Origin of the sequence: Streptomyces sp. PA03-6a, from assembly GCF_033792765.1 — a bacterium.
Lineage (GTDB): Bacteria > Actinomycetota > Actinomycetes > Streptomycetales > Streptomycetaceae > Actinacidiphila.
Genome location: NZ_JARAVK010000019.1, coordinates 17,002 through 32,614 on the forward strand (window position 1 = coordinate 17,002; position 15,613 = coordinate 32,614).

Annotated in this window: 13 protein-coding genes; 8 read left to right on the forward strand and 5 right to left on the reverse strand. The window is 69.9% G+C overall.

Annotated elements, in window-relative coordinates:
- Window positions 1-66 precede the first annotated feature (66 nt).
- From PV350_RS07340 to PV350_RS07355, 4 genes are all read right to left on the reverse strand, one after another.
- Window positions 67-585 (reverse strand): YfbM family protein, encoded by a 519-nt coding sequence (locus tag PV350_RS07340; RefSeq protein ID WP_500333189.1) that lies wholly within the window; start codon window positions 583-585, stop codon window positions 67-69.
- 239 nt (window positions 586-824) lie between these two features.
- Window positions 825-1,217, reverse strand: a complete 393-nt coding sequence (locus tag PV350_RS07345; RefSeq protein ID WP_500333190.1) for a hypothetical protein — start codon at window positions 1,215-1,217, stop codon at window positions 825-827.
- A gap of 355 nt (window positions 1,218-1,572) precedes the next feature.
- Complete coding sequence (locus PV350_RS07350) at window positions 1,573-2,088, reverse strand: DUF2716 domain-containing protein (protein WP_500333201.1); 516 nt, start codon at window positions 2,086-2,088, stop codon at window positions 1,573-1,575.
- Window positions 2,089-2,319: 231 nt separating this feature from the next.
- A complete protein-coding gene (locus PV350_RS07355; RefSeq protein ID WP_499511339.1) occupies window positions 2,320-2,856 on the reverse strand; it encodes a VldE C-terminal domain-containing protein in 537 nt (178 codons plus the stop codon).
- Window positions 2,857-3,015: 159 nt separating this feature from the next.
- Here PV350_RS07355 and PV350_RS07360 point away from each other — a divergent pair, with 159 nt between their 5' ends.
- The 6 genes from PV350_RS07360 (at window position 3,016) to dnaE (ending at window position 12,663) form a co-directional block, all read left to right on the forward strand.
- Entirely contained in the window at window positions 3,016-4,332 is a 1,317-nt protein-coding gene (locus tag PV350_RS07360) for a DUF2252 domain-containing protein (RefSeq protein WP_499511338.1), read from the forward strand.
- Between the two features lie 63 nt (window positions 4,333-4,395).
- Window positions 4,396-5,043: a hypothetical protein gene (locus PV350_RS07365; protein ID WP_499511337.1), complete on the forward strand. Its 648-nt coding sequence runs from the start codon at window positions 4,396-4,398 to the stop codon at window positions 5,041-5,043.
- 53 nt (window positions 5,044-5,096) lie between these two features.
- On the forward strand, window positions 5,097-5,903 hold the full coding sequence (locus PV350_RS07370) for a thioredoxin domain-containing protein (RefSeq protein WP_499511336.1): 807 nt from the start codon (window positions 5,097-5,099) through the stop codon (window positions 5,901-5,903).
- Between the two features lie 127 nt (window positions 5,904-6,030).
- Window positions 6,031-7,695 carry an alkaline phosphatase D family protein gene (locus tag PV350_RS07375; protein ID WP_500333191.1) on the forward strand — a complete coding sequence of 555 codons (1,665 nt, stop codon included), beginning with the start codon at window positions 6,031-6,033 and terminating at the stop codon, window positions 7,693-7,695.
- A gap of 289 nt (window positions 7,696-7,984) precedes the next feature.
- Entirely contained in the window at window positions 7,985-8,959 is a 975-nt protein-coding gene (locus tag PV350_RS07380) for a zinc metalloprotease (protein WP_500333192.1), read from the forward strand.
- 125 nt (window positions 8,960-9,084) lie between these two features.
- A complete protein-coding gene (gene dnaE / locus PV350_RS07385) occupies window positions 9,085-12,663 on the forward strand; it encodes a DNA polymerase III subunit alpha (RefSeq protein ID WP_499511333.1) in 3,579 nt (1,192 codons plus the stop codon).
- Window positions 12,664-12,755: 92 nt separating this feature from the next.
- Here the strand turns inward: dnaE and PV350_RS07390 are convergent, their stop codons facing one another.
- Window positions 12,756-12,929, reverse strand: a complete 174-nt coding sequence (locus tag PV350_RS07390; RefSeq protein WP_499511332.1) for a hypothetical protein — start codon at window positions 12,927-12,929, stop codon at window positions 12,756-12,758.
- 204 nt (window positions 12,930-13,133) lie between these two features.
- On the opposite strand from PV350_RS07390, the gene PV350_RS07395 reads away from it, so the two are divergent.
- On the forward strand, window positions 13,134-14,381 hold the full coding sequence (locus PV350_RS07395) for an NYN domain-containing protein (protein ID WP_499511331.1): 1,248 nt from the start codon (window positions 13,134-13,136) through the stop codon (window positions 14,379-14,381).
- A gap of 103 nt (window positions 14,382-14,484) precedes the next feature.
- Window positions 14,485-15,456 (forward strand): ABC transporter ATP-binding protein, encoded by a 972-nt coding sequence (locus PV350_RS07400; RefSeq protein WP_500333202.1) that lies wholly within the window; start codon window positions 14,485-14,487, stop codon window positions 15,454-15,456.
- The last annotated feature ends 157 nt before the right edge of the window (window positions 15,457-15,613 follow it).

Consider the following 15,613-nt stretch of genomic DNA (forward strand, 5'->3'; position numbering starts at 1 on the left):
CAGAGCACGATCCGGGCCGCTGGGCCCGGTGATTCCCAAGCTCAGCGTCCCGAATGAGCGTGTCCTTCAGTCGAGCCACACGAGCATTGCATCATCCGCCACAGCGGCAGCCTCGAAGAACTGCGTCAGGCCGTCGTACCAGTGACGCCCCCAACTAAGCGCTCCGGGCTCATCCCATCCGAGGGGATACGCCCCGGCCAAGGGATACACATCAGCCTTGGTCAGGTCGGCCGGAGTGACGCTGTTAACGAGCTGGTCATACGTGGTGGCCCGCAGCGCCCGCGCTGCAAGACGGACCCGCGCCGAGGGCAGGTACCTCGGCGGCCCGTAACCCCAGTCCTCATCCTCGGCAAACGGCTCCTCACCATGGATGACGTCCACCGGGAAGTCGGCACGCGTCAAGAGGAAGCCCAGCATGTCCCAGGTCTTGGACGTGCTGAAATGGCGCGCCTCGGTCGGCGCAGGTTCCGACTCCTCCTCGGCGTCCTGAACCTTTTCGGCGAAATCCAGCGCCCAGTCAGGGTCCTGAATTGCCCGGTCGAGCTCAGCAGCCGTAACGCGCAGGTACTCACCGATCATGATCATGGCCAGAGACTAAACGAGGCCTCTGACAGCGGTAGGCGGGCAGACCGTCTCAGTTTCCGTCTCATTCAGCCCCGTTCAGCAACGTTCATCTCAGCCGCCGTTCCGGTTCCAACCTGGTCGCGAGCCACCCACGAACCCAGGTGAACGCTTCTGCACACACCCCATGGCCCCACCAGCACAGTTGGAAAGCGTGTTGTCTCGGCGTCGCTCGAATCCTGACCCGCTGGAGGCGCTTGTGTTCAGATCTTGACGCGCACCTGTTCCAGAGCCCACGGCAGTCGTTCGGCCAGTACAGCCCACTCAAGGACCGCCCCCGTCGAAGCGACCACACGCACGATGGCCGACTGGGGACTCACTGACCAGACTTCCTTGCCGGTGGGCCGCCTTGGGTACGTCGCGTCGAGTTCTGTGATCCGGACGACAACCCCGCCCATAGTGATAAGCCCAGGTGACAGCTGCGCGGTGCTGTGCATCCAACGGCTTGACGCCCGGTAGTGGGTGCCGGACAGGACGCGGAGGCCGCATTCGACTTTTCCGTCCTTGGCCAGCCGCTCGCCTCGCCTCTTGATGACGCGGTCTCCGGCCAGACCTCCTAGCAGCCCACCGAGTAGATCTCCCAACAGGCTCAGCATCGCTCCCCCTTCCAGGCGGTTGTATCGGGAGCATGAGCTGTACGCAAGATCGGGGCGGTCCCGGTGATCATCCGGAAGAAGTGGGACTGTGCGGTACAGCAGCGAAGTACCGCAACCACAGCAACCGTCCTCGGCGATAGACACCCGCCCACGGCTGCTACACAGCCGGTATGACCGCTACTGGCCGATCTGGCTATAGCTACGGATCAGAAGGTCTCTGTGCCCGTTCCGTGCCCGATGGGGCGGTAAACCACGGTCAACGGCGGTTGCTGGGCCGAGCTCAACGGTTCGCCCCGGGTGCCGTTGACGCTGGTCAGAGCACGATCCGGGCTTCAAGGCCCGATGATTCCCAAGCTCAGGTGAGATCTGCTGCGGTGCCGGCCTGGCGGATCGACGGCCCAAGAACCTTATCGACCTCCGTTGATACGGCGTCGAGGAGTGCCTCACCGAACAGGCAGAGGGACTCTTCCCAAGGGTGTCCAAAGCTGCCCGTGCTGAAGTCTTCCGAAAGGTAGATGAAATAGTCCCCGTCGGGATACGGGCTGAGCGGCCAAGCCGGTTGCCCAGGGCCGCCGACCTCCCGCGGGGTAAAGCGGTACGAGGTGTGCTGCCAGTCGAGCGCGAGCAGTGTGCCCTGCGGGCCAACGCACGAGGCCAGCCCCCGCTGGACCACCTCGACCAGTCGGTCCAGGCGCTCGTAGTCAGGTTCGTCGGGGAGCGTCGCCAGGCTCCAGGTGATCGATGCCGCGGGCTCTTTGATGGCTGGCCATTCGAGTGAACTCATACTCGGCTGGAAGCTGAACTCCTGGTAGAAGCGGTCCCAGATGTGTCGGTACTCAGCTTCTGGCAGCGCGGCCACGGGTTCATCCATCACCGATCGATCCTAGCGACTTGCCTGTGAGGGGACGGCTGCTGGATCGGTCACGAGAGGGCGGGCAAGAATCCTAATGCGGGTGTCACCCTGCAAGTTGAGCGCCGTGGCGGGGCCGTCCCTGGGCCGTGGAAGGTGGACCAGAGCTGACCAACGTTGACAACCAGTGACGGTATCAACGCTGGTCAGCGGGCTGTTCCGTTTGGAGACCCAGCTCAGCCGGACGGCCGCTCAGTAGACCGATATGTGCACGTGGTCGAAGTGGTTCTGCGTGATGGAACCGCGGTCCTCCATCAACTTCCACCCCTGTTGCGGGAGTCGGCTGGACCAGATGTGCTGCTCGTAGATGACGTACCATATGCCGTATTCGTCCGCGTGCTCCCGCACCCAGGCCACGATGGCCTCGCCCAGGGCGTCGGACTTGCCGGTGGCCTTCTTGCCGGCGGGCATGAGCATGAAGTCGCAGGCGCGGCCCAGGGGGTGTTCGCCGCCGCCGGCGATGCCGCCTTCCTCGCGGTAGCAGCCGGGGGCGCCCTCGAGGCCGCGGGGGCCGAACTCCTTGACGACGGCCTCGCGGACGGCCTCCATGCGGGCGGTGATGTGCCGCGGCCCGCGGGGTTGCTCCTTCGGCCAGTTGGCCGCGCGGACCTGTGCGGAGAGTGTGGGCCACGCCACGGCGGCCAGTACGAGGCCGCCGATCAGCAGCAGCCCGAATATGGTGCGCCGCCGGCCGCGGCGCGCGGTGTCCCGCCCCCTGGTGGTGTTCATCGCAAGCCAGAACGCGCGACCGTGGCCGGAAGTGCCCGGTTGAACGCGGTGCGACGGTGACGCGAATAACGCCCCGCCCGGGGTCGTCCCCGGGCACGCGAGCGTACGCTCCTGCGTTGGACGCGGCAGACACGGACCAGCCCAGGAGGCACAGCACCGATGGCCACAGGCATGACGACGGACGAAGAGCGCGGCGAGCGGATCCTCGAGGTCTTCGGCACCGCGTTCGGGGAGCTGCTGGCCGCCGATCCGGCCGCGTTCCGGGTCAAGTTCCGCAAGATGGCGGCGTCGGCGTTCGCCTTCTACCGGGGCACCGCGTGCCTCTACTACGCGGACCTGGCCGACATCAAGGACGGCAGCCCGTTCCTGGACGAGCGCACGTCCCGGGTGTGGATCCACGGCGACCTGCACGCCGAGAACTTCGGCACCTACCTGGACGCCAACGGCCGCCTGATCTTCAACGTGAACGACTTCGACGAGGCCTACGTCGGCCCCTTCACCTGGGACCTGCAGCGCTTCGCCGCCTCCATAGCGCTGATCGGCTACAGCAAGGCCCTGGCCGACGACGTGATCTCCGGCCTGGTGCGCAGCTACGCCACCGCCTACCGCGAGCGCGTGCGCGCCCTCGCCCAGGGCGAGGCCGTCCCCGCGCTGACGCTGGACTCGGCGCAGGGCCCGCTGCTGGAGGCGCTGCGCCACGCCCGCTCGCAGACCCGGTTCGGGCTGCTGGACTCGATGACCGAGATCCGCGCCTGGGACCGCCGCTTCGGCTCGGGGGGCGGCGCGGTGGAACTGGACGGCGGCACCCGCGAGAAGGTGCTGCGGGCGTTCGAGGCGTACCTGGACACGCTGCCGGAGACCAGCCGGATCAACCCGGAGAGCCACCGCGTCAAGGACGTCGTGGGCCGCCGCGGCGTGGGCATCGGCAGTGCGGGCCTGCCCTCGTACAACATCCTCCTCGAGGGCCACACCGACGCCCTGGAGAACGACGTCGTGATCTACATGAAGCAGGGGCAGACCCCGGCGGTCTCCCGGCACATCACCGACCCGGCGGTGCGTGACTACTTCCGCCACGAGGGTCACCGCACCGTGATCTCGCAGCGCGCGCTGCAGGCGCACGCCGACCCGTACCTGGGCTGGACCGAGCTGGACGGCGTCGGCCAGCTGGTCGCCGAGGTGTCGCCGTACGCGGTGGACCTGGACTGGTCGGACATCGACGACCCGGAGCAGATCGAGGCCGTCGTCGCGGACCTCGGCCGGGCCACCGCCGGCATGCACGCGGCCGCCGACGACGAGAGCGGGCACTCGCTGGTGCCGTTCTCCACGGAGGACGCGATCGACGCGGCCATCGCCCGGGACGAGGAGGGCTTCACGGAGTCCCTGGTGGAGTTCGCCCACTCCTACGGCGCCCGGGCCCGCGCCGACCACCAGATCTTCGTGGACCTGTTCCGCAACGGGCGCATCCCGGGGCTCTGATCCCGGGCGCCTTGTTCGGGGGTTTAGGCATTGCTTACACACCGGCATGGCACACTCTGCGCCATGGAAGGGACCGGACCCCGGCTGAGGGCACTGCGCGCGGGATGCTTCGCCGCGCTGTGCGTGACGCTGTCCGCGACCGCCCACATCATGCTCTCGCGGGAGCCCCTGCCGATGACGACCACGGCGGGGGCCTTCGCGGGCGTCTTCGCGGTCGCGTACGCGCTCGGCCGCCGGGAGCGCGGCTACTGGCCGATCGCCGGGCTGCTCGTCCCGCTGGAACTGGCCCTCGACACGTTGTTCACCGCGGGCCAGCACACCTGTTACGGCCCCGGGGGCGGTCCCGTCACCGGCTCGTGGCGCTCGATCAACGAGGCGCTGGCCTGCCACGGCGGCGACGTCGGCGGCTCGCTCGCGACGGGGCAGGGGATGTCCGGCGCCGGCACCTCGCCGTGGCTGCTGCTCCTGGCGCACGTCTGCGTGGGCCTGGTCGCCGCCGGGTGGCTGCGGTGCGGTGAGGACGCCCTGCACCGTTTGCTGCGTGCCGCCTTCCGGCCGCTGCTCGTCGCGGTGGCCGTCTTCCGGACGGCCGGACCGCGCGGCACCGCCCGCCCCGGTGCGGCCGGGCCCGTGGCCGCCGCCCCGGCCTTGCCCCTGCTCCTGCACTCCGTCGTACGGCGAGGGCCGCCCGCCCGCCTCGGCTTCCGCTGAGCACGGCGCCCCACCCCTCACCCACGTACGCACGAGTCGGAGATCACACCACCATGAGCAAGCGAAACAGCCAGGCCGCCAAGAACGCCGCCCGTGAGCGGCTGCGCGTCGAGCGCGAGCGGCAGGCGAAGCGGGACAAGCTGCGGCGGCAGCTCGTCGTCGGCGGCAGCGTCCTGGGCGTGCTGGCGCTCGGCGCCGGCATAGCCGTGGCCGTCGTCAAGATGAACGCGCCCACCTACTGGGAGAAGGCCGCGGACAAGCCGCTGGTGAAGCCGGCCAACTCCTCGGGCAAGAACGGCACGTCGATCGTCATCGGCGACGAGAACGCCAAGCACACGCTGAAGGTGTACGAGGACCTGCGCTGCCCGGTGTGCGCGCAGTTCGAGCAGACCTCGGGCGAGACCGTCCAGAAGGACGCCAAGGACGGCAAGTACAAGATCTCTTACACCATGGGTGCCTTCCTCGACGACCGCCTCGCCCAGGGCCAGGGTTCGAAGAACGCGCTGAGCGCGCTGGGCGCCGCCCTGAACGTCAGCAAGGACGCGTTCGTCCAGTACCACACGCTGCTGTACTCCAAGGACGTCCACCCCGAGGAGACCAAGGACGACTTCGGCAGCGACGACAAGCTGATCGAACTGGCGCAGAAGGTCGACGCGCTCAAGGGCAACAAGACCTTCGAGAACGCGGTCCGCAACGGCACCTACGACAAGTGGGCGCTGACCATGGACCAGCAGTTCACCGACGACGGCATCACGGGCACGCCGACCGTGAAGCTCGACGACAAGACCATCGACAGCGTGCAGGCGATGACCGCCGACCAGTACACGGCCGCGGTCGACCAGATCATTGGCAAGGGGTAGAACCGGCCCGTGGCCGGTTCCGCCCTCCGGTCCCCGGCGTCACGCCGGGGACCGGAGGGCGAAGTCCTCCCGAACTCTTGTGCATTCGGTCCCGGAAAGGGGTTACCGGCGCGTAATCTGACGCCCCGTGACCGATACCTCTGCACCCTCACAGACCTCATCGAGAACACCGAGCCGCCGTTCGGTCGTCAAGGCCGGCGCCGTCGTGACCGGCGCCGCACTGATACCGCTGGCGGCCTCCACCGCTCCCGCCTCCGCCGCCCCGGCCCCCGCCTTCCTGCACGGCGTGGCCTCCGGTGACCCGCTGCCCGACGGCGTGCTGCTGTGGACGCGCGTGACTCCCCTGCCCGAGGCCGTCCCCGGCTCCGGGCTCGGCCCCGCGACCGAGGTGAGCTGGACCGTCGCCACGGACAAGGCGTTCACCTCCGTCGTGGCGACCGGCACGGCGACCATCACCGCCGCCTCCGACCACACCGTCAAGGCCGACGTGCGCGGGCTGCAGCCCGCCACGGACTACTGGTACCGCTTCACGGCCGGCGGTGTGACCTCGCCGGCCGGCCGCACCCGTACCGCGCCCGCCGAGAACGCCGCCGCCGACCGGCTGCGCTTCGGGGTGGTCTCCTGTGCCAACTGGGAGGCCGGGTACTTCTCCTCGTACCGGCACCTGGCCGCCCGCGGGGACCTGGACGCCTGGCTGCACCTGGGCGACTACATCTACGAGTACGGCACCGGGGGCTACGCCGCCCGCGGCACCGTCGTCCGCCCGCACGCGCCCGCCCACGAGATCGTCACGCTGGCCGACTACCGCACCCGGCACGGGCGCTACAAGACCGACACCGACCTGCAGGCGCTGCACGCCGTGGCCCCGGTCGTGGCGATCTGGGACGACCACGAGTTCGCCAACGACGCCTGGTCCGGCGGCGCCGAGAACCACACCGAGGGCGCGGAGGGTGCCTGGACGGCCCGGGTGGCCGCCGCCAAGCAGGCCTACTTCGAGTGGATGCCGGTGCGTCCCTCGGTGGCCGGCACCAGCTACCGGCGGCTGCGCTTCGGCAAGCTCGCCGACCTGTCCCTGCTCGACCTGCGCTCCTTCCGCTCCCAGCAGGCCTCGATCGGCAGCGGCTCGGTGGACGACCCGGACCGGACGATCACCGGCCGGGCCCAGCTGGACTGGCTGAAGGCCGGTCTGAAGGCCTCGGACACCACCTGGCGGCTGATCGGCAACTCGGTGATGATCTCGCCGGTCGCCTTCGGCGCGCTGCCGGACTACCTGCTGGCGCCGCTGGCGAAGCTGCTCGGCCTGCCCGCCGAGGGCCTGGCGGTCAACGTCGACCAGTGGGACGGCTACACCGACGACCGCCGCGAGATCCTGGCCCACCTGCGGGACAACGGCATCCGCAACACGGTGTTCCTGACCGGCGACATCCACATGGCGTGGGCGAACGACGTCCCGGTGAAGGCGGCGACCTACCCGCTGTCGGCCTCGGCCGCGACCGAGTTCGTGGTCACCTCGGTCACCTCCGACAACCTGGACGACATCCTCAAGGTCGCCCCGGACACCGTCTCCACGGTCGCCGAGGCCGCCGTGAAGGCCGCCAACCGCCATGTGAAATGGCTGGACATGGACTCCCACGGCTACGGCGTGCTGGACATCACCGGCGAGCGGGCGCAGATGGACTACTACGCGCTCTCCGACCGCACCGACCCGAACGCCTCGTCGACCTGGGAGCGTTCGTACCGCACCCTGTCGGGCACGCAGAAGGTCGAGCGGGTCTACTCGCCGGTACGCTGAGCCTCCCGAACGTCGATTTCCGGCCAACCCCCCGCGCCGTGCGGGGACCGGCCGGCGCGGGGCGGGCGGTGGGGAGCCCCCGGGTCCGAATCCGGACACACCGCCCGCCCCGTGTCCCGGGGGTGTTACGCCGGCCGGCGCGGACCCTCAAAGGTCCTTCGTTGTCTAGGGATTACCCTCTGTCCGCCAATGGGCCGGAAGGGGGCTGCACCGGTTCTGGCATGGACACATAACCTCCGGGCGGCGAGGAGGAAATTCCTCCCGTACGTCCCACGAGGAGTGCCCCCACATGTCACGCACCCCCCGTTCCCGCCGTCTCGTCGGTCTCGCCGCCGTGGCCGGAACCCTGGCCCTGCTCCCCCTCACCGGCGCGACGGCCACCGTGAGCAGCGCCTCCGCGCACGCGAGGACCCCCGCGGAGCAGTGCGCGGACAGCGGCGACGCCGCGGCCCGCAAGATGAAGGGCTCCACGGCCCACGAGCCCAACGCCATCAGCGACGCCACCGCCAAGGCGATGGACGCGGACCTGAGGAAGCGCGTCGCGAAGATCAAGGCCGAGGGCAAGGGCTCCCGGGTCGCCGCCGCCGCGACGACGACCATCCCGGTCTACTGGCACGTCATCCACAGCGGCAGCACCGGCAAGCTCAGCGCCGCCGCCGTCGCCGGCCAGATAGCGGTGCTCAACGCGGCCTACGCCGGCCAGGGCACCGGCAACGTCGACTCCGGCTACCGGTTCTCGCTGGTCGCGACGGACTACACCGACAAGGCCACCTGGTACAACCTGACCGAGGGTTCCTCGGCCGAGACCTCGATGAAGACCAGCCTCCGCAAGGGCGGCGCGAGCACGCTCAACATCTACTCGGCCAACCTCCAGGACGACCTGCTCGGCTGGGCCACCTTCCCGAGCTGGTACGCCGGCGACCCCAAGGACGACGGCGTGGTCATCCTCGACGCGTCCGTCCCCGGCGGCTCCGCCACCAACTACAACCAGGGCGACACCGCCACCCACGAGGTCGGCCACTGGATGGGCCTCTACCACACCTTCCAGGGCGGCTGCGGCGCCAACGGCGACTACGTCTCCGACACGCCCGCCGAGAAGACCGCCGCCAGCGCCTGCCCGACCGGCCGTGACACCTGCACGGCCAGTGGGGCGGACCCCGTCCACAACTTCATGGACTACACCTACGACTCCTGCATGTACCAGTTCACCGCAGGCCAGGTGAGCCGCATGACGAGCTCGTGGGCCGCCTACCGGGCGGGCTGACGCCACCGTCTGCGACCGGCCGGACACGGGGCCGGCCGGCCGCGGCGGGGAGGGCGGGGAGGGCGGGAATGGCATCGGCTGTCGGACCCCCGGCGTAGGATTCCAACGCCGCCAGATGACGACCGATGCCGGAGGTGTCGCTTCCCGTGACCACGCCGTTCACCCACCTTCACGTCCACACCCAGTACTCCCTGCTGGACGGAGCGGCGCGGCTCAAGGACATGTTCAAGGCCTGCGGTGAGATGGGCATGACGCACATCGCCATGACCGACCACGGCAACCTGCACGGGGCGTACGACTTCTTCCACCAGGCCAAGGGCGCCGGGATCACGCCGATCATCGGGATCGAGGCGTACGTCGCCCCCGAGTCGCGGCGCAACAAGCGCAAGGTCACCTGGGGCCAGCCGCACCAGAAGCGGGACGACGTCTCGGCCTCCGGTTCGTACCTGCACAAGACGATCTGGGCGGCGAACGCGACGGGTCTGCACAACCTCTTCCGGCTCTCCTCCGACGCCTACGCCGAGGGCTGGCTCACCAAGTACCCGCGCATGGACAAGGAGACCATCGCCCAGTGGTCGCAGGGCCTGATGGCCTCCACCGGCTGCCCCTCGGGCGAGGTGCAGACCAGGCTCCGCCTCGGTCAGTTCGACGAGGCGGTGAAGGCCGCCGCCGAGTACCAGGACATCTTCGGCAAGGAGCGGTACTTCCTGGAGCTGATGGACCACGGCATCGAGATCGAGCGCCGGGTCCGCGACGGGCTGCTGGAGATCGGCAAGAAGCTCGGCATCCCGCCGGTCGTCACCAACGACTCGCACTACACGTACGCGAGCGAGGCCGACGCCCACGACGCGCTGCTGTGCATCCAGACCGGAAAGAACGTCTCCGACCCGGACCGCTTCCGCTTCGACGGCACGGGCTACTACCTGAAGACGACGGACGAGATGTTCGCCATCGACTCCTCCGACGCCTGGCAGGAGGGCTGCCGCAACACCACGCTGCTGGTCGCGCAGCAGGTCGAGACCGAGGGCATGTTCGAGGCGCGGAACCTGATGCCCCGCTTCGACGTCCCCGAGGGGTACACCGAGATCACCTGGTTCCGCGAGGAGACCATGCGCGGCATGCAGCGCCGCTACCCCGGAGGCATCCCGGACGACCGGATCAAGCAGGTCGAGTACGAGATGGACACCATCATCCAGATGGGGTTCCCCGGCTACTTCCTCGTCGTCGCCGACTTCATCATGTGGGCCAAGAACAACGGCATCGCGGTGGGCCCCGGCCGCGGTTCCGCGGCCGGCTCGATCGTCGCGTACGCGATGGGCATCACCGACCTCGACCCGATCGACCACGGCCTGATCTTCGAGCGCTTCCTCAACCCCGAGCGCGTCTCCATGCCCGATGTCGACATCGACTTCGACGAGCGCCGGCGCGCCGAGGTGATCCGGTACGTCACCGAGAAGTACGGCGCCGACAAGGTCGCCATGATCGGCACCTACGGCACGATCAAGGCCAAGAACGCGATCAAGGACTCGGCCCGCGTCCTGGGCTACCCGTACGCGGTCGGCGACCGCCTCACCAAGGCGATGCCCGCCGACGTCCTCGGCAAGGGCATCCCGCTCTCCGGCATCACCGACTCCGCGCACCCGCGCTACAGCGAGGCCGGCGAGATCCGCTCGATGTACGAGAACGAGCCCGACGCCAAGAAGGTCATCGACCTCGCCCGCGGCGTCGAGGGCCTCGTCCGGCAGATGGGCGTGCACGCCGCCGGCGTGATCATGTCCAGCGAGCCGATCGTCGACCACGCCCCGGTCTGGGTGCGGCACTCCGACGGCGTCACGATCACGCAGTGGGACTACCCGAGCTGCGAATCGCTCGGCCTGCTGAAGATGGACTTCCTCGGCCTGCGCAACCTCACGATCATGGACGACGCCGTCAAGCTCGTGAAGGGCAACAAGGGCGTCGACATCGAGCTGCTGGCCCTGCCCTTCGACGACCCCAAGACCTTCGACCTGCTCGCCCGCGGCGACACCCTCGGCGTCTTCCAGTTCGACGGCGGCCCCATGCGCTCCCTGCTGCGCATGATGAAGCCCGACAACTTCGAGGACATCTCCGCCGTCTCGGCCCTCTACCGGCCGGGCCCGATGGGCATGAACTCGCACATCAACTACGCCCTGCGGAAGAACAAGCAGCAGGAGATCACCCCGATCCACCCGGAGCTCGAGGCCCCCCTCAAGGAGGTCCTCGACGTCACCTACGGCCTGATCGTGTACCAGGAGCAGGTGCAGAAGGCCGCCCAGATCATCGCCGGGTACTCGCTCGGCGAGGCCGACATCCTCCGTCGCGTCATGGGCAAGAAGAAGCCCGAGGAGCTGGCGAAGAACTTCACCATCTTCCAGGAGGGCGCCCGGAAGAACGGCTACAGCGACCAGTCGATCCAGGCGCTGTGGGACGTCCTGGTGCCGTTCGCCGGCTACGCCTTCAACAAGGCGCACTCCGCCGCCTACGGCCTGGTCTCGTACTGGACGGCCTACCTCAAGGCCAACTACCCGGCCGAGTACATGGCCGCGCTGCTCACCTCCGTGCGCGACGACAAGGACAAGTCGGCGGTCTACCTCAACGAGTGCCGCCGCATGGGCATCAAGGTGCTCCCGCCGAACGTGAACGAGTCGGACGCGAACTTCACCGCGCAGGGCGACGACGTGATCCTGTTCGGCCTCACCGCCGTCCGCAACGTCGGCCAGAACGTGGTGGACTCGATCATCCGCTGCCGCAAGTCCAAGGGGAAGTACACCTCCTTCCCCGACTTCCTCGACAAGGTCGAGGCCGTGGTCTGCAACAAGCGCACCGTCGAGTCCCTGATCAAGGCCGGCGCGTACGACGAGATGGGCCACACCCGCAAGGGCCTCACCGAGCACTACGAGCCGATGATCGACAACGTGGTCGCGGTCAAGCGCAAGGAGGCCGAGGGCCAGTTCGACCTCTTCGGCGGCATGGGCGACGACGCCGGGGGCGACGAACCGGGCTTCGGGCTCGACGTCACCTTCTCCGACGTGGAGTGGGACAAGACGTACCTCCTCGCGCAGGAGCGCGAGATGCTCGGCCTGTACGTCTCCGACCACCCGCTCTTCGGCATCGAGCACGTCCTCAACGACAAGGCGGACGCTTCCGTCTCGGCCCTGGCCGGCGACTACGCCGACGGCGCGATCGTCACCATCGGCGGCATCATCTCCGGTCTGCAGCGCAAGATGACCAAGCAGGGCAACGCCTGGGCCATCGCCACCGTCGAGGACCTCGGCGGCTCCATCGACTGCATGTTCTTCCCGGCCACCTACCAGTTGATCTCGACCCAGCTCGTCGAGGACGCCGTCGTCTTCGTCAAGGGCCGGCTCGACAAGCGCGAGGACGTGCCGCGCCTGGTCGCGATGGAACTGATGGTCCCCGACCTCACCGACGCCGGGACCAACGCGCCGGTGACGATCTCCATCCCGACGGTGAAGGTGACCCCGCCGCTGATCGCCCGCCTCGGCGAGGTGCTCGCCAGCCACAAGGGGAGCACCGAGGTCCGGGTGCGGCTGCAGGGCGCCCGCAAGACGACGGTGCTGCGCCTCGACCGCCACCGCGTCACTCCCGACCCGGCACTCTTCGGCGACCTCAAGGCCCTCCTGGGCCCCTCCTGTCTCGCCACCGCCCAGCAGCAGGCGGGCTGATCACCTCCCGCGCGAGCGGGCGGACGTGCCGAGGGTGGCACCCCTTCCGGACGGGGTGCCACCCTCGGTCGTGAGTGTCCGGCGCTCGCGCGCTAGTTGTGGCCGAACTTCTTCTGCCGCTTCTGCGACACGTGCGGTTCGGCGCCCGGGACCGTCATCGCCATCTGCTCGCGTCCGCCTGCGCTCTTCGCGTGCTCTTCGGTGGTCGCGGCGCTGCGGTCGTGGTGCTGGCCGGTACGTTCGCCCCGGTTCTTGTTCTTGCCCACGATTCCTCCTTGGGGGAAATCTCGGATGATGGGCCGCACTCAGGCTTGCACGGGAGTACGAAGGTCGCATTTCGGGCAGTTGCAGAGTGTGGCGCGCCGGTGATCGCGTAACCGGTCACAACGCCCCGGTGTTCGGGCAGACTCGGGGCAACAGTGTTACCGGGGGGACGGACGGCAGGACTTTCGGAGAAGAGGGTGAGACCGATGGACCGCTGCGTCGTCCTCGTGGATGCCGGCTACCTGCTCGGGGCTGCCGCGAGCCTCCTGGCCGGAGAGCCCTCCCGGTCCAGGATCACGGTCGACCACGCCGAGGTCGTCGCGGGCCTGCGGGAGCGCGCCGAGAAGGAGACGGGCCAGCCGCTGCTGCGGATCTACTGGTTCGACGGCGCCCCCGACCGCGTCCCCCAGCCGGAGCACCGGAGACTGCGTGTGATGCCCCGGGTGACGGTCCGCCTGGGCGCGCTGACCCGGACCGACGGCCGCTGGGCGCAGAAGGGCGTCGACGCGGCCATGCACGCCGAGCTGTCGGAGCTGGCCCGCAACCGTGCCTGCTCCGACGTCGTCCTGGTCACCGGCGACGGCGACCTCCTGCCCGGCATGATGTCGGCGAAGGAGCACGGCGTCGCCGTCCACCTGTGGGCCGTGCAGGCCGCGGACGGCGACTTCAACCAGTCCGAGGACCTGGTCGCCGAGGCGGACGAGCGGCGCGTCCTGGACCGGGAGTGGATCACCCGGGCCATCCACGTGCGCGAACCCGCCGGGGTCTGCGCGCCCCTCACCCCGCGGCCAGAGATCGCCGCGATCCTGTCCGCGCCGCTGCCCGAGACCACCCGCAGCGCCGAGCCGCAGCCCGCGGCGGACCAGCCCGCGGAGCCGGCCGCCGTCGCGCCCCGGGTCGTCACCGTCGAGCGCAACGGCACCCGCCCGAACCCCGAGGCGCCCGCCGCCGCGACCGGCAAGGGCATGGTGCCCACCCCCAAGGACGTCGCCGGCATCGTCCACCGCGGGCACTCCTCCCCGCACCCCGCCTCCCCGTCCGCCACCGGGGCCACCCTGCGCTGGTCCTCCGACCGCGGGCTGGTCGGCGGCGCCGAGGCCGCCGACGTGGGCCTGCCCACGCTGGCCCAGCTCACCAGCCCCGAACAGCGCTGGGCGGACCGCGAGGAGGACATCACCGCCGTCAGCGGCGACCCGTACGAGGTCGGCCAGGTCTTCGCCCGCCGCTGGATCGGCCGGCTCACCGACACGTCCCACCTCCAGGTGCTCTCCGCCGAGTACCCGCGCGTCCCGCACCGCATCGACGGCGAGCTGCTGCGCTACGCCGCCCGGTTCGGGCTGCTGGCCCACAAGGACGACCAGATCGACGAACACGACCGTTACGCCATCCGGGCGGGCTTCTGGCGCGAGATCGACGCCCGCGCGGTCGTCGCGAGGGCCTCTGCGGGGGAGTGAGCGCGCCCGGACCCGACCCTGCGGCACGTCCCGGCCGGGATGCAGCGTAGGCTCGATCCTCGTGAGTACGGGCACGGGACAGGGCGCCACCACGCGGACGGCGATGGTGGTGACCGTGCGCGGGCTGGTGAAGAGCTATCCGGCCGGGCGGGGGCGGCGCGGCGCCGTGAGCCCCCCGGTGCGCGCCAACGACGGCATCGACCTGGACATCCGGGGCGGTGAGATCTTCGGGCTGCTCGGCCCCAACGGTGCCGGGAAGACCACCCTGGTACGCCAGTTGACGGGGCTGCTGCGCCCCGACGCGGGCACCGTCCAGCTCCTCGGGCACGACCTCGTCCGGCACCCGGAGCGCGCGGCGCGGCTGGTCGGCTACCTCGGCCAGGAGTCGAGCGCGCTGGACGAGCTGACCGTCGCCCTGGCCGCCGAGACCACCGGACGGCTGCGCGGCCTGGACGCCAGGGCCGCGCGCGCCGAGCGGGACGCCGTCCTGGAGGAACTGGACCTGACGGCCCTGGCCGCACGGCCGGTGAAGAGGCTGTCGGGCGGGGAGCGGCGGCTCGCCTGCTTCGCCGCCGCCCTGGTGGGCGAGCGGCCGGTGCTCGTGCTGGACGAGCCGACCACCGCCATGGACCCGGTCGCCCGGCGCGCGGTGTGGGCGGCGGTCGACCGGCGGCGCGCCGAACGCGGCACCACCGTGCTGCTGGTCACCCACAACGTGATCGAGGCGGAGACCGTACTGGACCGGGTCGCGGTCATCGACGAGGGCCGGGTCATCGCCTGCGACACCCCGGCCGGGCTGAAGGCACTGGTCGCCGACGAGGTACGGCTGGACCTGGTGTGGCGGGACGCGCCCCCGCTGTCGGTGCCCGCCGTGGCGGCCCTGCGCGACGCCGCCCACGTCACCGGGCGCCGCTGGACGCTGCGGCTGCCGCAGCAGCGGGCCCGTTCCGTGGTCGCCGAGCTGACCGGCGGCCCGGCCTTCGGCGCGCTCGACGATTTCACCCTGACGGCGCCGAGCCTGGAGGATGTCTACCTGGCGCTCGGCGGCCGCCGGAAGGGACTGGTCAAGGCGTGAACGGCGGCAACGGCAAAGACGTGACCCTGGACGTGGACCGGAACGTGGACCTGGACGTGCGCGGCACCGCGCAGCGGGGCGGCGTGGAGTGACGATCATCTCCGCGGGAGCGGACACCCGGACGGCGGCACCGGCGGCGCCCGCCGCCCCCCTCGGC